At 54.5% G+C, this 18,814-nt stretch carries 19 protein-coding genes; 18 read left to right on the plus strand and 1 reads right to left on the minus strand.

Annotation, left to right across the window (positions count from 1 at the left end):
- Window positions 1-649 precede the first annotated feature (649 nt).
- The 11 genes from iorA (at window position 650) to ACPT9Q_RS06065 (ending at window position 10,058) form a co-directional block, all read left to right on the plus strand.
- Window positions 650-2,365 carry an indolepyruvate ferredoxin oxidoreductase subunit alpha gene (gene iorA, locus ACPT9Q_RS06015; RefSeq protein ID WP_427365224.1) on the plus strand — a complete coding sequence of 572 codons (1,716 nt, stop codon included), beginning with the start codon at window positions 650-652 and terminating at the stop codon, window positions 2,363-2,365.
- A complete protein-coding gene (locus ACPT9Q_RS06020; protein WP_427365225.1) occupies window positions 2,362-2,925 on the plus strand; it encodes an indolepyruvate oxidoreductase subunit beta in 564 nt (187 codons plus the stop codon). Before iorA ends, ACPT9Q_RS06020 begins: the two co-directional genes overlap by 4 nt.
- On the plus strand, window positions 2,922-4,091 hold the full coding sequence (locus ACPT9Q_RS06025) for an OFA family MFS transporter (RefSeq protein WP_427365226.1): 1,170 nt from the start codon (window positions 2,922-2,924) through the stop codon (window positions 4,089-4,091). Before ACPT9Q_RS06020 ends, ACPT9Q_RS06025 begins: the two co-directional genes overlap by 4 nt.
- Window positions 4,082-5,302, plus strand: a complete 1,221-nt coding sequence (locus ACPT9Q_RS06030) for an L-lactate MFS transporter (RefSeq protein ID WP_427365227.1) — start codon at window positions 4,082-4,084, stop codon at window positions 5,300-5,302. The genes ACPT9Q_RS06025 and ACPT9Q_RS06030 overlap by 10 nt, the downstream gene beginning before the upstream one ends.
- On the plus strand, window positions 5,283-5,795 hold the full coding sequence (locus tag ACPT9Q_RS06035; RefSeq protein ID WP_427365228.1) for a DUF2284 domain-containing protein: 513 nt from the start codon (window positions 5,283-5,285) through the stop codon (window positions 5,793-5,795). Before ACPT9Q_RS06030 ends, ACPT9Q_RS06035 begins: the two co-directional genes overlap by 20 nt.
- Before the next feature lie 448 nt (window positions 5,796-6,243).
- Window positions 6,244-7,074, plus strand: coding sequence for an IS110 family transposase (locus tag ACPT9Q_RS06040; RefSeq protein ID WP_427365229.1), 831 nt, complete (start codon window positions 6,244-6,246; stop codon window positions 7,072-7,074).
- Window positions 7,075-7,084: 10 nt separating this feature from the next.
- Window positions 7,085-7,249, plus strand: coding sequence for a hypothetical protein (locus ACPT9Q_RS06045; protein ID WP_427365230.1), 165 nt, complete (start codon window positions 7,085-7,087; stop codon window positions 7,247-7,249).
- 967 nt (window positions 7,250-8,216) lie between these two features.
- Window positions 8,217-8,576, plus strand: a complete 360-nt coding sequence (locus tag ACPT9Q_RS06050; protein ID WP_427365231.1) for a nucleotidyltransferase domain-containing protein — start codon at window positions 8,217-8,219, stop codon at window positions 8,574-8,576.
- Entirely contained in the window at window positions 8,566-8,979 is a 414-nt protein-coding gene (locus ACPT9Q_RS06055; protein ID WP_427365232.1) for a HEPN domain-containing protein, read from the plus strand. The genes ACPT9Q_RS06050 and ACPT9Q_RS06055 overlap by 11 nt, the downstream gene beginning before the upstream one ends.
- Before the next feature lie 476 nt (window positions 8,980-9,455).
- Complete coding sequence (locus ACPT9Q_RS06060; RefSeq protein ID WP_427365233.1) at window positions 9,456-9,758, plus strand: hypothetical protein; 303 nt, start codon at window positions 9,456-9,458, stop codon at window positions 9,756-9,758.
- 123 nt (window positions 9,759-9,881) lie between these two features.
- Window positions 9,882-10,058, plus strand: a complete 177-nt coding sequence (locus ACPT9Q_RS06065) for a hypothetical protein (protein WP_427365234.1) — start codon at window positions 9,882-9,884, stop codon at window positions 10,056-10,058.
- 87 nt (window positions 10,059-10,145) lie between these two features.
- Here ACPT9Q_RS06065 and ACPT9Q_RS06070 read toward each other — a convergent pair whose 3' ends face one another.
- On the minus strand, window positions 10,146-11,315 hold the full coding sequence (locus ACPT9Q_RS06070) for an ATP-binding protein (RefSeq protein ID WP_427365235.1): 1,170 nt from the start codon (window positions 11,313-11,315) through the stop codon (window positions 10,146-10,148).
- A gap of 265 nt (window positions 11,316-11,580) precedes the next feature.
- Between ACPT9Q_RS06070 and ACPT9Q_RS06075 the strand changes: the two genes are divergently transcribed.
- From ACPT9Q_RS06075 to ACPT9Q_RS06105, 7 genes are all read left to right on the plus strand, one after another.
- Entirely contained in the window at window positions 11,581-11,898 is a 318-nt protein-coding gene (locus ACPT9Q_RS06075; protein ID WP_427365236.1) for an integrase core domain-containing protein, read from the plus strand.
- 191 nt (window positions 11,899-12,089) lie between these two features.
- A complete protein-coding gene (locus ACPT9Q_RS06080) occupies window positions 12,090-12,623 on the plus strand; it encodes a winged helix-turn-helix domain-containing protein (RefSeq protein ID WP_427365237.1) in 534 nt (177 codons plus the stop codon).
- 266 nt (window positions 12,624-12,889) lie between these two features.
- Window positions 12,890-14,194, plus strand: coding sequence for a nucleotide sugar dehydrogenase (locus ACPT9Q_RS06085; RefSeq protein ID WP_427365238.1), 1,305 nt, complete (start codon window positions 12,890-12,892; stop codon window positions 14,192-14,194).
- Window positions 14,195-14,210: 16 nt separating this feature from the next.
- Entirely contained in the window at window positions 14,211-15,770 is a 1,560-nt protein-coding gene (locus ACPT9Q_RS06090; protein WP_427365239.1) for a Gfo/Idh/MocA family oxidoreductase, read from the plus strand.
- Window positions 15,771-15,811: 41 nt separating this feature from the next.
- Window positions 15,812-16,060 (plus strand): hypothetical protein, encoded by a 249-nt coding sequence (locus ACPT9Q_RS06095; protein ID WP_427365240.1) that lies wholly within the window; start codon window positions 15,812-15,814, stop codon window positions 16,058-16,060.
- Window positions 16,041-17,657, plus strand: a complete 1,617-nt coding sequence (locus ACPT9Q_RS06100; RefSeq protein WP_427365241.1) for a DegT/DnrJ/EryC1/StrS family aminotransferase — start codon at window positions 16,041-16,043, stop codon at window positions 17,655-17,657. Before ACPT9Q_RS06095 ends, ACPT9Q_RS06100 begins: the two co-directional genes overlap by 20 nt.
- On the plus strand, window positions 17,657-18,793 hold the full coding sequence (locus ACPT9Q_RS06105) for a UDP-N-acetyl glucosamine 2-epimerase (protein ID WP_427366729.1): 1,137 nt from the start codon (window positions 17,657-17,659) through the stop codon (window positions 18,791-18,793). Before ACPT9Q_RS06100 ends, ACPT9Q_RS06105 begins: the two co-directional genes overlap by 1 nt.
- The last annotated feature ends 21 nt before the right edge of the window (window positions 18,794-18,814 follow it).

Consider the following 18,814-nt stretch of genomic DNA (forward strand, 5'->3'; position numbering starts at 1 on the left):
CTATTCTACCACCCGGTGTGTTGCGCAGCATCCTCTGGTGCAGTATCCTGGGTGCTTCTGTTCCTCCCCGTCTCTCAGGTCTTTCTTTTTGTCCTTCCAGACCGCAAAGTGGCGAGGAATCTCTGAGACTGCTTCGGAAGCGAAACGACGACCTCGCAGTGACACCCATACTTTGTCACCGCGAGGAGCGAAGCGACGAAGCGGTCTCGTATTTCCATGAGGTGAGGAAAGGAGAGACTGCTTCGGAGGCGAAACGACGACCTCGCAGTGACTCTTTTGACCGGTCATTCCGAGCCCTTCTTCTTTAGTCATTGTGAGGGGCGAAGCCCCGAAGCAATCCGGTGGTTGAGATTGCTTCACCAAACGAAAAAACGAGGTTCGCAATGACCCCCAGGAGTAGAGACTGCTTCGCAGACGAAACGACGACCTCGCAGCAATCTCTCTTCTTTGTCCTTGCAAGGAGTCGCAGGGTCCTCAGGAGAGTTTACACCCTGGGGATACTTCGCGAAGGCTGAACTTTCGGTTGATGCTTCCTGTACCTGCCGGGGTTCTCCGGATTTGACTTCTTGCGCCTTTCCCCGTACAATCCTAAGAAAACACCGCAAGGAGTGACAGTCCCTTGGAGAAGCAATCTTCCCCCCGGAGGGTCATGTTAGGCAATGAAGCCTTTGCCCGGGGAGCCTATGAGGGCGGTGTTGAGGTTGCCGCAGGCTATCCTGGAACCCCAAGCACAGAGATTCTCGAGTTCCTGAGCCGCTACCGCGAAGTCCACTCCCGCTGGTGCCCCAATGAGAAAGTGGCCTTTGAGGTGGCTGCTGGAGCAGCCATAGGGGGCAAGAGGGCCCTGGCCACCATGAAACACGTGGGACTCAACGTGGCAAGCGATGCCCTGATGACTCTGGCCTACACCGGAGTGAACGCCGGCTTTGTGGCCATTGTCGCTGATGACCCGGGAATGCACTCTTCTCAAAATGAGCAGGACACGAGAAACTACGCCTTCTTCGCCAAAGTCCCCTGCCTTGAGCCGGCGAATCCTGCCGAGGCCAGGGAATTCGTGCGTCTTGCCTTCACCATCTCCGAGATGTTCGACACCCCGGTACTTGTCCGTTCCACCACCCGGGTGTCCCACAGCCGTGGCGTGGTCGAAGAAGGGGAACGGGAGAGCGTCCCCACAAGGAGGTATGAAAAGCGAGCGGAGAAATTCGTCATGATTCCCGCTTTTGCCCGGGAACGGCGAAAAGTTCTTGAGGAGCGCCTGAAGGCTCTGGAGCAATGGGTGGAGGAGACGCCCCTCAACCGGATAGAACTCCGGGACCGGAAAATGGGCATCATCACCGGAGGTGTGCTCTACGAGTACCTCCGGGAGGTTGCTCCCGAGGTCTCGGTCCTGAAGCTCGGGGTAAGCTTCCCTCTTCCCAGGAGGAAAATCCGGGAGTTCGCCTCCGAGGTTGCAGAACTCCTCGTCCTTGAGGAGCTTGATCCTGTCTGGGAGCGGGAAATCAAAGCCATGGGGATACCGGTCAAGGGCCGGGAGGTCTTCCCCGGGATTGGGGAGATCACTCCCGATGTCCTCATCGGGTGCCTCTTCCCCGAGAAAAAACGTGACTCTGTGGACCTGAGCCACTTCCTCATCCCTCGTCCGCCGACGCTCTGCGCCGGCTGCCCCCACCGGGGGGTTTTCAAAGTCCTGCATGACCTGAAAGCCGTGGTGTGCGGGGATATCGGGTGTTACACCCTCTCGACGCTCCCACCGCTTTCTGCCATGGACACCTGCCTCTGCATGGGGGCTTCCATTTCCATCGCCGAAGGGATCAAGCTCGCCCACCCTGAGCTTCTTGTGGTTGCCGCGCTTGGCGATTCCACCTTCGTCCACGCCGGTATCCCACCCCTCATTGACGTCGTGTACAATAAAACCCCCATCGTGGTCCTTGTCCTTGACAACGGCACAACGGCAATGACCGGGGGACAGGACCATCCAGCAACGGGAAGGACCCTCATGGGCGAGGAAACGCACCGCCTGGACCTTGCGCAACTTGCCCGGGCAGTGGGTGTTCCCTTTGTGGAGACCATCGGTGCCTATGAACCCAAAAAAATCCGGGAAGCCCTCGAAAAGGCTCGAAAGCTTTCCGAGCCGGCATTTTTCCTCATCCAGGGTCCGTGCCAGCTCAAAAAATCCAGAGGTACCGTGCGCCGCTTCCGTGTTCGGGAAGACCGCTGCCGGGGATGCTTCGTCTGTCTGAGCGCTGGATGCCCTGCCCTGGCGAGGAACGAAAAAACGGTGGTCATCGTCCCCGAGCGCTGCAACGCCTGTGGACTGTGTCGAGAACTCTGTCCTTTTGCGGCGATTGAGGAGGAGAAAGGATGAAAGGGAGCATGGTCCTTTGCGGCGTTGGAGGTATGGGCATTCTCAAGGCCAGTGAAGTCATTGCCCATCTTGTTGTTCAGGAAGGGCTCTCCGTGCGCCAGTCGGAAGTCCACGGCATGGCCCAGCGGGGAGGAAGCGTGGTGACCCACCTGCGGTACGGGGAAGAGGTGTTCTCACCCCTGCTTTTCCGGGGCGAAGCCGACTTCATGGTCGCCTTTGAGGAACTCGAGGCCCTGCGGTACCTTCCATACCTCAAGCAGGGCGGAACCGTCATCCTGAACCGCCTCACCATGTGCCCTCCAGGATTCGACCCATCCCGGTACCCGAAGCACATCCCTGAGACCCTTGAAGGCGCAGGATTCGCGGTCCTTGCTGTCCCCGCAACGGACATCGCCCTCGAGCTTGGGGACATCCGGGTAACGAACTCCGTCCTCCTTGGGGTGCTGAGCCGGGTGTTTCCGGTAGGCACAGAACGCTCCTGGGAAGAGGCCCTGCAAAAGGCCTTCCGGGGGAAAGCGCTTGACCTCAACCTCGAAGCGTTCTGGAGGGGACGGGGATGAAGCGCATCGGGTACATCGTCCTGGGCATGCTCCTGCTCCTTTGCCTTGGCACCGTGTACTCTTACAGCGTTTTCCGAAAGCCCCTTGAAGCGACCTTTAGGGTTGGGGCAACCCTGAGTGGTCTTCCGTACATGCTTGCGCTCTTTTTCTACGCGCTTTTCATGCCCGTTGGGGGGAAACTCCTCGGGAAGTACTCCCCAAGGTTTGTCGCCCTTCTTGGGAGCGTAGTGATGAGCCTTGGCTGGATTGGTGCTGGATTCTCCCGCTCGTACCTTGGTCTTTTAGCCTTCTACGGTGTTCTCTGCGGCATCGGGGTGGGTATTGCCTACGGAGTGCCCTTAGCGGTTTCGGTAAGCTGGTTCCCCGAAACCCCCGGTATTGCCCTGGGGGCTACCGTCGTCGGTTTCGGTCTTTCTCCCCTCGTCACCGCTCCCATAGCCCGGCGGCTTGTGGAAGCCGCAGGGCCTCTTGCTGCTCTACGGTCTCTTGGGGTTGCGTTTCTCTTTGTGACCGTTCCGATTGCGCTTCTCCTCCGCTTTGCTGAAAGCCGGGAAACGTCCACCCAGAACACTCCTCCACCCCGCACCAACCTCATCCGGCAGGGGAAGTTCTGGGCCCTGTGGGTGAGCTTTTTCTTTGGGACCTTTGTGGGCCTCTCGACAATCAGCATCACAGGGCCGGTGGCACAGGAGGTTGTGGGACTTTCGTATGAGAAAGCCGCGCTGAGCGTCTCCCTCTTTGCCATCTTCAACGGTGCCGGGCGGCCCCTTTTTGGGTACCTTGTGGACCGGAAAGGATTCAAAACGGGGGCGCTCCTCTCGTATCTCTCCATCATCGTTGCATCACTCCTTTTCTTTGCCTATCCCCATGCGGTGACCTATGCTTTCGCCTTTGCGGTCCTCTGGATGAACCTCGGTGCATGGCTTGCCATGGCACCGGCAACGACGTATGCTCTTTTCGGGAGGGCAACGTACGCCCAGAACTACGGGATGGTGTTCACTGCATACGGTGCAGGAGCCATCGTGGGGACCTTTGTCTCGGGGGTGCTTCGGGATCTCACGGGGAGTTACCTCACCGCCTTCCCCCTCAACGCTCTTCTTGCGGGAGGAGGAATCGGAGCAGTGTTCCTTCTTGAGCGTTTTGCCAGGAAGGGAGGATGCGCATGATGCAACGCGCCTGGGCGGTTGTTTTCGCTGGACTTGGCGTCAACCTCACCCTGGGGTTTCTCTATGCCTGGGGTGTTATCGCCGCAACGCTTGCCAAAGAATTCGGCTGGAGTGCGACACAGACGCAGATTCCCTATATGCTCGCCTCCCTTATCTTTGCCCTTTCCATGGTCCCTGCCGGACGGCTCCAGGATAGAAAAGGGCCCCGCACGGCCCTGTGGTTTTCGGCGCTCCTTGCAGGAGTGGGGTTCCTGGGGGCTTCCGTCACCCTTACGGTTCCTGGCCTTGCACTCTTTTTCGGTGTCCTCTTTGGCCTTGCCATGGGCTTTGGGTATGCTGCGCCGACGCCGGCAGCCATCAAGTGGTTCCACCCCCAGCACCGGGGGTTCATTTCAGGAATCGTGGTCAGCGGCTACGGCATCGCCCCGGTGTACATTGCGCCTCTTGCCCACGCCATCATCGCACGCTACGGGCTTTCCCGTGCCTTTCTCATTTTCGGCTGCCTCTTCGCCGGGGTGATTTTTGCCCTGTCCTTTCTCATCGCCAATCCCCCGGCATCCTGGACCCCTGTGGTGCTGCCTTTTGGGAAAAAGCACGTGGCTCTGAAAGCTGCAAAAGACTTCACCCCGAAAGAAATGGTAAGAACCAGGGCTTTCGCGCTCCTCTGGGTGCTCTTCCTTCTTGGTACGTTCGCCGGACTCCTTGTCATCGGCCAGATGCCACGTATTGCCGAAGAGATTGCCGGGCTTGAATACGGCTTTGTTCCCGTTGCCCTCTATGCGGTGGCGAATTTCCTTGGCCGCATGAGCTGGGGGACAGTTTCAGACTACCTGGGACGGGGGAGAGCGCTGAGCCTTGCCTTCCTGATTCAAACCATCGTCTTCTTTGTCTTTGAGCAGCTCACCCATCCCGCACTCCTTCTTGTGGGGAAAAGCCTCGTGGGGTTTACCTTTGGGGGGATGCTCGCCATCTTCCCTGCGGTCTGTGCGGATTTCTTCGGCCTCAAAAACCTCGGGGTGAACTACGGTATCCTCTTCACCGCCTGGGGCGTGGGGGGCATCATCGGTCCCCTCCTTGGGGGCCTGAGCCGGGATATCACAGGGGGGCACACGGTGAGCTTCCTTGTGTCAGGATGCACAAGTCTTTTGGGGGTATTCTTAAGTCTTCTTCTCTTGAAACGGGGGAGAGACGATGTCCCGGGAAGCACTTGAAGAGTACCTTGCGTTGTTTCTTTCGGAAAAAGTCCGGGATTTCAGGCTCATTGACCCTCGTGAGGTCGTCACCGGAGAGTGGGTTCGCCTGAAGTGTCAGTACGGATGCGACGGGTATGGAATGTGCCTTACCTGCCCGCCCTACAGTCCCGACCCCCAGAGGACACGGGAAATCCTCGACTCTTACACCCGGGCGGTTCTTCTCTGGCAGCCCGAAAGCTGGCAGAATCTCCGCAGAGTCTGCGCCGACCTTGAGCGGGAGCTTTTCCTTTCCGGATACTACAGGGCTTTTGCCATGCCCTCCGGACCCTGTGAGCTCTGCGACCCATGTCCCCGGGAATACCCATGCCGTCATCCGGAACTTGCCCGACCCTCTATGGAGGCCTGCGGTATCGACGTGTACGCCACGGTGCGGAAATTCGGCTTTCCGATTGAGGTTGTCCGCGCAAGGTCCTGCCGGGCCAACTACTACGGCCTGGTGCTTGTGGAGTAGGACTGTCCGGGGCTTTGGCCTTTGCTGCGGAAGACCAGAGGCACTCCTGTCCCTTCGAGGCCGCCTTTTTCTTTGTCCCTGCGAGCTTGCCTTTCCGCTCTTTTCCCCTGTCACCACGAGGCCGTCTTTTCGCTCCTTTCTTCTGTCCCTACGAACCCATCGTTTTGCCCCTTTCCTCTGTCACCGTGAGCTCGTCGTTTCGCCCTCCCCTTTTGTCATCGTATATTAAATTCCTGGTAAACCATTTATTCGATGTATTATGAAGAAGGAAGAAGAGAAGGTGGGATAAGGACGCCCAATTGTCTTGGTCGGTGAAGACCGCTCAGCTTGCTGTCCCCCACCTTCCCCTCTCCCAAGGCTTGGGAGCATTGAGGCGGAAGAGCCTGCATGGTGCACGATGGGAGCCTGAGAGAGGAAAGGAGAAGAGAAGGAAAGGAGGAACGGAACCATGGGGAACAAGGTGGTCGTGGGCATCGATGTGGGGAAGGAGAGTTATGCGGTGAGTGTCTTCGATGGCAGAGCATACCTTTTCCAGGGTCTTACCCCTGCTCATCCAGAGACCTTCCTGAAGAGGGTGACTCCCCATCTCCCCCAGGATGCTGCGGAGGTCCTCTTCGTCATGGAGGCCACCGGGGTCTACTCCCTGAAGCTCGCGCTGTTTCTGGTCCAGGGAGGACACCGGGTGAGCGTGGTGAATCCCTTTGTGGTGAGGAAGTATGCGGAGATGCGCCTGCGCCGGACCAAGACTGACCCAGCTGACTCCAGGATCCTGGCCCAGTTCGGGTTCTTCGCCTCCCCCTCCCCCTTCCATCCCCAGGAGGAGAAGGCCTACCACCTGCGACAGGTCCTCAAAGCCATCGATGACTACCAGAAAAGGAGGACCGAAATCCTCAACCACCTGGAAACCCTGAAGCACCACCCCTTCCCCCAACCTAAAGTCCGTCAGTACTATGAGCAGGAACTCCAGCGTGTCGAAGAGACCCTCCAGGCCCTGGAGAAGGAAGCCGAAGACCTGGCCCTCCAGTATGCCCCAAGAGAGTACAGGCTCCTTCTGAGCATCCCTGGGGTAGGGAAGAGGCTGGCCTGTGCCATTTTGGGCATCCTCTCTCCCCTCACCCGCTTTGCAAGGAGCAAGGAACTCGCAAGCTTTCTGGGTCTTGCTCCCCAGATAGACCAATCCGGGAAGAGGAAGGAACGGGCCTGGATGAAGAAGAAGGGGGAATCCCTTCCTGCGGAAGCTCCTCTTTCTTTCCGCCCTCAGTGCTTCCCGGTTCAATGAGCAGTGCAGGATGCTCTATGAACGCCTACTCTCCCGGGGAAAACCCAAGAAGGTGGCTCTGATTGCCGTAGCCAACAAGCTCCTGCGGCAGATCTTCGCCATCCTGAGGAGTGGGATTCCCTATGACCCCCATTACTTAGAACGGAAAAGGAGCTTTGCCTTCCAGGGGACTTGACTTTGAACACAGAACATTGCGAGCTCGGAGTTTCGCTTGCGAAGCAGTCCCATTTCCTGTGGTTCTGAGACCGCTTCGTCGCTTCGCTCCTCGCGGTGACAAACGGGATATCACTGCGAGGTCGCCTTTTCGTTTCCGAAGCAGTCTCGACCGTCAGGAGTCATTGCGAGCCTCATTTTTTTCGTCTGGCGAAGCGATCTCGTGAGACTGCTTCGTCGCTTCGCTCCTCGCAGTGACAAAAAGAGATCCTCGCGGTAACCCTTCATTTGTCACTGCGAGGTCGTATTCTCGTTTCCGAAGCAGTCTCAAAGATTCCTCGCCGCTTCGCGGCTCGGAATGGCCGATAAGGAGTGTCCCTGCGAGCTCGTCGTTTCGCCTGCGAAGCAGTCTCACCTCTCAGATGGTCATTGCGAACTTCGTTTTTTCGTTTGGTGAAGCAATCTCAACCACCGGATTGCTTCGGGGCTTCGCCCCTCGCAAAGACGAACAAAAAAGAGTCACTGCGAGCCTCGCTGTTTCACCTGGCGAAGCAGTCCCGCTTTTTACCCGAGAGTCGTCACTGCGAGGTCGCCGTTTTGCCCTTTTCCTATGTCACTGCGAGGTCGTCTTTTCGTCTCCGAAGCAGTCTCGACCGTCAGGAGTCATTGCGAGCCTCGCTTTTTCGTTTGGCGAAGCAATCTCCTCTCTCACCCTGTGGGAATACGGGACTGCTTCGCTTCGCTCGCAGAGACAACAAAAAGGTGAAGCAATCTCGCTTTTCCTCTGCCTTGGGAAACCGCGAGACCGCTTCGTCGCTTCGCTCCTCGCAGTGACAAAGAGAAAACCTCGCAGTGACCCTTGAGGTTCATTCCTTTGCCGCTTCACAACCTGAGGTATGAGGAATGCCGTTTCCCCATCCTGCTTCAAGCCAGAGCTGCAAAGCATGATGACAAATGGTACAATGGAAAAAGGGGATGAGGTGAGTCCCGTGGGTTGTGCGAATCAGAAAGAGGCAAAGGATGCCATTGTGGAGCAGGACCCCAGGCTTGCCGAGATCGTCCGACGGCTGGTTTTAGCCCTTGAGCCAGAGCGCATCTACCTCTTTGGCTCGGTTGCCCGGGGTGAGGGGAAGCCCGATAGCGACTACGATATCCTCGTGCTCGTTCGGGAAACCTCAGGAGAGCCTCTGTACCGTCTCAGCCAGAAAGCCCATGCGCTCCTTTGGGGTTTAGGCGTGTCTGCAGATATCCTTGTGTGGCCCATGGAGCTTTTTCGCCGTCGGGCTCATCTTCGGGCCTCCTTCCCGGCGACGGTGCTCCGTGAGGGGAAGTTGCTCTATGCCCGGTGATCCGGAACGAGTTGCCGAGACACAATCCTGGCTGGTTAAGGCCCTGGCAGATTTGCGTGCTGCGGAGTGTCTCCTTGCTCTTCAACCCCCACTCACAGGTCTTGCCCTTTTCCATGCCCAGCAGGCCGCAGAAAAAGCTCCGAAGGCTTTCCTGAGCTGGCATGACGTCCCTTTCCGCAAAACCCATGACCTTTCTGTACTTGGCCAGCAGTGTCTTGCTATCGACAGGACTCTGGAGGGCCTGTGCCAGAGAGCCGCCCAGCTGACGGTCTTTGCCTGGCTCTTCCGGTATCCTGGGGAAATGGAGGAACCCTCTCTTGAAGAAGCCCGTGGGGACCTGGCTTTAGCCCGGGAGGTCTACGAAGCGGTGCTGGCTCGCTTGCCCGAAGAGGTCCGGCCCTGAAACACTGTGTTTTGTCCGCTTGTTTCTGAAAAATAGCCCCTGAGGCTGCTTCGCTTGCGGTGGCACACAAAGGTAGTCATTGCGAGCCTCGTTTTTTCGTCTGCGAAGCAATCTCGCTTTTTACCCAAGGGCTGTCACTGCGAGGTCGCTTTTTCGTCTCCGAAGCAGTCTCGACTGTCAGGAGTCATTGCGAGCCTCGCTTTTTCGTTTGGCGAAGCAATCTCCTCTCTCACCCTCTGGGAATACGAGACTGCTTCGCTTCGCTCGCAGTGACCCTTACTATGTCACTGCGAGGTCGTATTTTCGTCTCCGGAGCAGTCTCGCCTTTAAAGTGTTGGGATTGCTTCGTCGCTACGTTCCTCGCAGGGGGCGGTAATACGTCTGCTGACTTTCGCTCATAGTGTACTAAATACCAAAAACTCCTCAAGGAATTGGGTGGAAGCAAGGAAGAGGTTAAAGCCCTGTTGCAAAGGCTGGTGGCAAAGGAGATTCTGGAAAGGATTAAGGAGGTTCTGGAGACCATGGGAAAGGAGGAGAGGTTAGAAAAGCTCCCTATGCCATGGATACAGGTGACCTCTCCACCCAGGGACATCTCCCCGACCCTCAAGGCCCTCCTGGAGAGCAAATACAGTCCCCAAGGGGTTCCTTCCGAGTGGGAGAAGAAGTGGTCTACTGAGCCCTGGGGATCAGCGAGGATGGGGTCTAGAAGGAGGTATTTCCCAAAGCTGACTTTCAGAGTTGCCTCCTGCACAAAATGGGGCAGAGCCTGGCCAAGGTGAGAAAGGGGGACCGGGAAGCCCTGGCCGAGGATATAAGGAGGGTAGTCCATCAAAGAAAAAAAAGAAGGATTTCAGGGCTTCTTTAAGGAGTTTCAGGAGACTTGGGAGAGGATTTACCCGGAAGTGGTTACCTCCTGGGAAAGGGACCTTTCCTATCCTCAAGAGCTTAAGCCCTTCATCTCCACCACAAATGCCTTGGAGAGGTTCACTAAGGAGGTACAAAGGAGGTCCAAGGTGTTAAGCCCTTCTCCCAGCCAGAGGCTGAGGAAAAGGTGCTCCTTATTGTTACAGAGCAGATGAACGAAAGCTACAGGAAGAGAATTTTGCCTAACCGGCACTTAAGCAAGCCAGCTCTGGAAAAAAATGATAAAAGAGAGGTTTAAAATCTCACCACCCCATCCCAAGTACCCACATTGGAGTGACGTTTCGAACAGGCAGGTCGATATCGTCACGTATCACGTAATCAGCTTCTTTCGGTTTTTTATTTGAGCCACCGATTTCTAAACGGAGGTCGTTGAAGATCAGATCGCCTTTGGTTTCATCTTTTTCTACGAGCACCTCACCTTTATTCTTGAGGACAAAAACAACGAATGCCTCTCTGAAGTTACCTGTCTCTCCCTCAAGAACGCTGTAGATAACGGGGTCAGCAAAAAGGATCTTCGCACCTTTCGAGTATGGTTTCTCAATCCTTGTTTTTCGAACTACATTTACAAGACCAATTTCTTCCATGGCCCAGAGTAATTGATAAAGCTTTTCTTTACCAAGGTTCCAATCTCTGCACATCGCTTCGATATTCACAGTTGGAATCTTTGAGAAAGCCAGATGGCTGATTATCGCCCTCATAACTCCAAGATGATTATCGCTGAGTTGCCCCACAAAATAAGGTATGTCTGCGTGTATGCTTTTCTCTATGACGTTCCTCATTCGTTCCCTGAAATTCCCCTCTTTATAGAAAGGTCTTGTACCGTGCTCTTTGTAGTCTCTGAAGTACTTCAGAACATCAACGTGCTTTAAAACTTCTATCGCGAGTTCTGTGAATCTTTCATCAAACGGGTCAGGGATTTTCGGTAGTTCTTTTCCTGTCTCAAAATAAATGTATTCTCTTAAAGACATCAACGGAAGATTGTGAACGACGAATCTTCTTGATAAATCAACTACGCCTTTTCTCAGTACTGCTGGGCTGCTATCACTTAACCAGATCGTTTTATTTGGAAATGAGTCGTAGAGGCTTTTAACGTGCAAAGGCCAATCTTTCAGATAGTGTACTTCATCGATAATCAGGCCATCGTAATTGACGAGTATGTACTGAGCCAGCTCCTGGAAGGGAACAGTGTAGATGATAGGATCATCAGTCGAGATGTAGAAAAGGTTTCGCTTTTGCGCCAGTGATAAGAGAAATGTTGTCTTTCCACTTCCACGAGGACCAGCAAGAAGTATACCTCTGGCTGCAAAACGCTTCTCCAGTTCATTGAAGTAAGGACGACGTCTTTCTGGAAGAAAAGAGATCATTCTTTTCATGCGTAGTTCTAAGGATTCAATGATATTTTCCATGTTCATAGAGATCACTCCCTGAATACGATCGTTCAGCTACAAGCTCTATTATACCATATATTCGTTCTATAATGGAACGTATTTTGGGAAGTAGGTTCAAAACAGTTCTGTCATAGAACGAATTAGTCAAGAAATCGTTCTAAATCAGAACGCTACTTTGAGAGAGGGTGTAGAAGCAATTCACCGCCCAGGACCTCGCCTTGAGATGGGTCTATTCCTCCCTCCATTTGAGGGTGTTCCTCGAGGAACTCCGAAAGGTACGCCCTTTCCAGTGCGGGCCATTCAAGTAGATGGAGGGAGTGAATGCTACGGGGAGTTTGAGGATCCTCGCAAGGAATACGGCATCAAACTCTTCGTCCTTCCTCCAAGGTCTCCCAAGCTCAATGGGATGGTGGAACGGCTCAACCGGACCTTCCGGGAGGAGTTCTGGGCGCACTATGAGGATGAAGTAGATCTTGCAACCATGAGGTTCCACCTTAAAAGGTGGACGGAAGAGGTGTACAATAGGAAAAGACCACACTGGAGCTTGGGATACAGGAGTCCTTGGGAGTACCTGAGAGACACCGGACTTGTTGAGTGTCCCACATGATGTGGACCTATACAGTGCCTCACGGGGATCGCTGTGGATCTGAATTTTTAAAGTCATTGCCCCTGAATTCGCCATGGTTTCCTGAAAACGCTGTTTGAATCTATTTTAAGGGGTTGCTCTCTTTAGGGTTTTCCTTCAACACCTTGACGTTCTCTTTTATGAGTAGTATTTTTACTCAAAAGGTGAGAATAATGCTTGACTCTTTAATTACATCGCAAACTCGAATTAGGTTACTTCTCAGGTTTTTCCTCAATCCGGAGAGCACTTCGTATCTGCGGGAATTGGCTGAAGAGTTCGGGGAATCCACCAACGCCATCCGGGTGGAGTTAAACCGGCTGGAAAAAGCAGGTCTTCTGGAATCTTTCGAAAACGGTAGGGTAAAGCTCTATCGGGCAAACAGGAAGCACCCTCTTTTCCCCGAAATCCAGAGCATGGTGCGCAAGTTCACCGGCATCGATAAACTCGTCGGGGAAGTCCTGCAAAAACTCGGTCATATCCAGGCAGCGTACATCGTCGGAGACTATGCCCGGGGGAAAGATTCAGGGATCATCGACCTTGTACTTTTAGGCGAGGTGGATGAAGAGTACCTCCATAAGCTCCTTAGAAAAGCCGAATCCCTTATCCACCGGAGAATTCGCTACCTTGTCCTGGAGAGAGAGGAGCTTGAAAGGTTACAAGATGTTCTTAAGCTTGACGGAGCACTCCCCCTGTGGAAAGAAGGGTGAGAGTCTGGCGTGGTGGTATGTGGGTTCACCATTGTTAGCAGGTACGGTAGGGGGCATCTGTGGCTTCAGGGGTTTTACATCAGGGGATTGGAGAAAATTGAGAGCACCATTCATGCTCATGTGGAAAACAGCGAGGATAATGGTGAAGGAATTTTTCCAGCACGTGTCAGGAAAAAGTTGTGTCCTGAGGCCTTAATAGTTTGGTACGAAATAAAAGGTGGTTAACCTGGCGGATAGAAAGTGTTTAAAATTGGGGAAGGGGAGCAATGAACATGGGAAACCTTGTTGAGAAAATTAAAAAGAAGGAAGCCATCATAGGAATTATCGGCCTTGGATACGTGGGTCTCCCGCTGGTTATCGAGTTCTGCCGCGCTGGTTTTAAAGTCGTTGGTTTTGATACCAATGAGGAAAAGGTGGAGGTGCTCCGCCAGGGTAAAAGCTATATCCACCATATCCCCGAAGAAAAAATCAAGGCCTGCCTTCCCCGTTTCACCCCCACTGCGGATTTCTCAAAGCTTTCTGAGGTCGACTGCATCATCATCTGTGTACCCACTCCTCTCAACCGCTACCGTGAGCCGGATATGACTTATGTGTTTCATACCGGGAAGACCATTGCGCAATACCTGCGCCCTGGGCAGCTTGTGGTCCTTGAGTCGACAACGTATCCGGGGACGACCGACGAGGACCTGAGGCGCATTCTTGAAGAGTCGGGGCTTGTGGCGGGCCGGGACTTCTACCTTGCCTACTCTCCTGAAAGGGAAGACCCGGGAAATAGAGACTTTTCCACTTCGGAGATTCCCAAAGTCGTTGGAGGGATAAATCGGGAAAGCCTCGAAGTGGCCCGGGCGATGTACGGCGAAATCGTGGCAAAGACAGTTCCAGTTTCTTCCACAAGAGTAGCTGAGGCGGTGAAACTCCTTGAGAACATCTATCGGGCGGTGAATATCGCCCTGGTCAACGAGCTGAAGTTGCTTTTTGACCGGATGGGCATTGACATCTGGGAGGTTATCGAGGCTGCCAGCACCAAACCCTTTGGGTTTCAGGCTTTCTATCCTGGGCCAGGAATCGGAGGACACTGCATTCCGGTGGACCCCTTCTACCTCACCTGGAAGGCAAGAGAGTACGACTTCCACACCCGCTTCATCGAGCTTGCCGGGGAGATCAACGCCCAGATGCCCTACCATGTGGTCCAGAGAACCATAGAGGCCCTTAATGAGAGGGGCAAAAGCATCAAAGGGGCCAGGATACTTGTCCTTGGGGTAGCCTATAAAAAGGATGTCGATGACATGCGGGAATCCCCGTCTCTCAAAATCATCCAGCTTCTTGAGGAAAAGGGTGCCGTTGTCGACTACAACGACCCTTACATTCCCGAAATCCCCCGGCTGCGGAAGTATGACTTTCGCAAGCAATCCGTTCCTCTGACGGCAGAGAATCTGAGGAAATACGACTGTGTACTCGTTGCCACAGACCATTCGGCGTACGATGAAAGGTTTCTCCTTGAGAACGCCCAGCTCATCGTAGATACGAGGAATCTCATCCGCCAGAGGTCTGAAAAGGTCAAGAAGGCTTGAAAGAGGGGAGAAAGTGGTGGAAGGAGGATTTGTCGCTCTCTTAGGAATAGGTCGCTGGGGTAGGAACATTTTTCGAAACCTCTTGGAGATGGGTGTTTTGGGAGCCGTCTGCGATGTGGACGAAAGAGTGTGTGAAGAACTCCGGAAAAACTATCCTTCCCTCCGCTGCACATCTTCCCTCGAAGAGGTCCTTGCTGATTCTTCCCTGCAGGCGCTGGTCATAGCCACGCCTGCCGCAACGCACTACGAGCTGGCTAAGAAAGCGCTCCTTTCGGGGAAAGACGTTTTTGTTGAAAAACCCTTGAGCCTCAGCGTAAAGGAAGGCCAGGACCTCGTTGAGATTGCCCGGGAAAGGGGACGAATCCTCATGGTTGGTCACATTCTCCACTACCACCCGGCGGTGAAAAAGCTTAAGGAAGTGGTTCGCGATGGGACAATCGGCGAGATACGATACATCTACGCCAATCGTCTCAACCTGGGCCGGGTGAGAACGGAGGAGAATGTCCTCTGGAGCTTGGTTCCTCATGATTTTTCTCTCATCCTTTCTCTTGCAGGAAAAGAACCCCTTCGGGTTGCGGCCTTTGGAGGGGCTTATCTCCAGAAAAACATCGAGGATACCGTTTGCGTGCATCTCGAGTTTGAGGGGAATCTGAAAGCCCATGTCTTTGCAAGCTGGCTTCACCCTTTCAAAGAACAGCGGTTCGTTGTGGTCGGCTCAGAGGGGATGCTTGTATTTGATGATGTGAGCAAGGAGAAACTCCTTCTCTATCCTCACCGGGTGCGTTTTGAAAACGGTATTCCGGAGGTAACGAAGGGGGAAGCCCAGGCTATACCTGTGGAGCAGCGAGAACCCCTGAGAGAGGAGCTTGCCCATTTTGTGGATTGCGTGGTGCACCGCAAGATCCCTCTCACCGATGGGGAGGAGGGGCTTCGGGTGCTTCGGGTTCTTGAGCTTGCCGGGGCCTCCCTGAGGGGAGGGTCCTTATCGTCCGTGAAGCGCAGGAACTACTTCGTCCACGAGAGCTCCTATGTCGATGAGGACGTCGAAATAGGAGAAGGCACGAAAATATGGCATTTCAGCCACATCCTCAAAGGAAGCCGTATTGGGAGAGACTGCGTCATCGGGCAGAATGTGATGATTGGTCCTGAGGTGGTCATTGGCAACCGGTGCAAAATCCAGAATAACGTCTCCATCTACAAGGGGGTCACCCTGGAGGATGAGGTGTTCTGCGGCCCGTCGTGTGTCTTCACCAACGTCTATACCCCCCGGGCTTTTGTGGAGCGGAAGCACGAGTTCCGCAAAACCCTGGTGAAGAGGGGCGCTACCATCGGGGCCAACGCCACCATTGTGTGTGGGGTGACCATCGGACGGTATGCCTTTGTGGGGGCGGGGGCGGTGGTTCGGCAGGATGTTCCCGACTACGCCCTGGTTGTGGGTGTCCCGGCACGGCAAATCGGCTGGGTGTGTAAGTGCGGGGTCACCCTGAAGTTCGATAACCATTACGCTCGTTGCTCTTCCTGCGGAAACGAGTACACAATACAGGAAAACCGGCTTGTGGCTCTGAAGGAGGTTTAGCTTTTCGGAATACAGCCTGGAGAAACCCGGAGGATCCGCTCATGAGACTGGTGCTGGATGTTCAAAACGAGGATATTCTGGATGAGCTTCTCAAGGTTTTGCGGCGTTTCCAGAAAGACGGGGTGGAGATTGTGCATATCGATACGGAAGAGGAAGAGGAGTGGGATGAGGAATACCTGGAAAAGCACTGGCGAGAAATAGGCATGGCCACCCATTCTGCCGATTTGGATGACGATGAGGAGCTCTACAGGGCGTGTGGGGAGTACTACGATGAGAAACATTCTGATTGATTTGAATATTCTCCTCGACTACTACGAAACAGAGAGAAGAGAGAGATATCCAGAATCGGTGAAAGCCTTTGATTACCTCAAGCACAAGGACTTTGCCTTTGTTGCCGCTTCCACGATAAGTAATTTCGAGTTCCTGAAGTACAGCTACATTTCGAGGGAATACCCCCACAAAAGCAGAAAGCAGAAGCTCAAGATTGTCCGGAACTTCGTCAGGGAAATTCTCTCCTACTTCAAAATCGCCAAAACGCCTTCCTACGTTACCGTGGACCTCGATGATATCGAGAACTCGCTCATCATTGCCTCATCCCGGGCGATAGATGGGTTGATTCTCACACGGGACAAAAAGCTTCTTGAGAAGTACCCGGAAATCACCATTCACCCCCGTGATTTTCTGAAGCGCATAGAGAACGAGCGAAACGACCGCATTCCCCTGCTGGATCTTACCAGGGAGACCTTCTCAATCTATCCGGAGATAGAAGAGCGCATCGATAAAGTCATCAACAGGTCGAACTTCATCCTGGGGAAAGAGGTTCAGGAGCTTGAAGAGAACATCGCAGGTTACATCGGGACAAAACACGCCGTGGGTGTTTCCTCGGGTACCGATGCCCTGCTGTTATCGCTCAGGGCTTTAGCTTTGAAGAAGAAAGGCGAGGAATTCTGGGATAAGGATGACCTCGTCATCACCACACCTTTCACCTTCACTGCCACGGGTGACACAATTCTTCGCGCCGGAGCAACCCCCTGTTTTGTCGATATCGACCCCGAGACCCTGAATATCGACCCTGCTCAGATTCGAGAGGCCCTGGCGTTTTTTGCTTCCAGAAAGAAAAAAGTTGTGGGCATCGTTCCGGTGCACCTTTTTGGATTTCCCTGCGATATGGACGCCATTATGGAGATAGCCAGAACGCATGATCTCTTCGTGGTTGAAGATGTGGCGCAGGGCTTTGGGGGGAGTTTCAGGGGGAAGAAACTCGGTTCCATAGGTGACACCGGGTGTTTCAGCTTCTTCCCCACCAAAAACCTGGGGTGCTTTGGCGACGGCGGGATGATTACCACAAACGACGACACCCTTGCCGGGCTTGCCCGTGCCCTGCGGGTCCACGGGGGGCGTGATAAGTACAACGTGGACCACATCGGCTACAAGGCACGGCTCGATACCCTGCAGGCTGCAGTGCTCCTTGCGAAACTCCGGCACGTTGACCGATGGAATGCCCTCCGGCAAAACATCGCTCGAAAGTACAGCGAGGGTCTCTCCGGCTTTCAGGATCTTCGCCTTCCTCCCTCTCCTGATGCGCTCCTTCCTTCTTGTGTGGAGCACGTATACCACCAGTACACGGTGCGGGTGAGGAATGGCAAAAGAGACGCCCTGCGGGAATACCTGAAATCGCGGGGTATTGAAGCCATGGTGTACTACCCGGTGCCGCTCCACAAAATGAAGGTCTTCCAGGGGCGATGTGAAATTTTCGGCGAACTCCAGGAAGCAGAGAAAGCCGCTCAAGAGGTCCTGAGCCTTCCCATAGAGCCCCTGATGGGTGAAGAAGAAATCAGCCGGGTCATAGCGGTAGTCCGGGAAGGGATGGAGAGGGTTCGCTCGTGATGAAGGTTGTGAGCATTGTCGGTGCGCGGCCGCAGTTCATCAAGCTTGCCCCAATCTGCAGGGCAATGGAGAGGGCAAAAGATGCGATTCTTCACCTTATCGTTCACACCGGCCAGCACTACGACTACGAGATGTCCCAGGTCTTCTTCGATGAACTGGGCTTGAAGGCCCCGGATTACCACCTGGGGGTGGGCTCGGGAACCCATGGCTACCAGACCGGTGAGATGCTCAAACGCATCGAGGAAGTCCTTGTACGGGAAAAACCTGACCTTGTGATGGTCTACGGCGACACCAACACCACCCTTGCTGGGGCTTTGGCTTCCTCCAAGCTCCATATCCCTGTGGCCCACGTGGAAGCGGGTCTTCGCAGCTTCAACCGAAAAATGCCTGAGGAAATCAATCGGGTTCTCACCGACCACGTTTCCGATTTCCTCTTCTGTCCCACTCAGAATGCGGTGGAGAACCTCCGCCGTGAGGGTTTCACCGGTATCCTGAACGGTGGGAAACTCCTTCCCCTGGATTGCAACCCCTCCGATTTCCCCCATCATAGCCCTTTAGTCGTTAACACCGGCGATGTGATGTACGACGCCCTGCTCCTCTATGCGGAACTTGCCGAAAAGAGGGCGCGGATTCTCGAAAAACTCGACCTCAAGCCGAAAGCGTATGCCCTGGCCACCATCCACCGCGCCGAGAATACCGACAATCCTGAGCGCCTTGGGGCTATCCTTGAGGGTCTGGAGCGCATAGCTCGGGAGGGTCTTCCCGTGCTCCTTCCCCTTCACCCCCGCACGCAGAAACGGTTGCGGGAAACCGGCCTTCATCCCAAAGACGTGCGGGTCCTTGAGCCTGTCTCGTACCTCGATATGCTCATCCTCGAAAAGAACGCCCGGGTGATTCTCACCGACTCCGGCGGGGTGCAGAAAGAAGCCTTTTTCTTCCAGGTCCCCTGCGTGACCCTGCGGGAAGAGACCGAATGGGTGGAAACGGTGGAGGCAGGATGGAACACTCTGGTGGGGTGTGACGCTGAGCGGATTGTTCAGGTGGCCCTGGAGGCAAGAGAAGGAGAAGAATCAATCTGGCCCTATGGGGATGGGAGGGCGGGAGAGAGGGTTGTACTGACCATCATTTATTTATGATACTGTGCAGAAGAGTTAGAA

It is taken from the genome of Candidatus Caldatribacterium saccharofermentans (assembly GCF_050267035.1).
Taxonomy (GTDB): Bacteria; Atribacterota; Atribacteria; order Atribacterales; family Caldatribacteriaceae; genus Caldatribacterium; species Caldatribacterium saccharofermentans.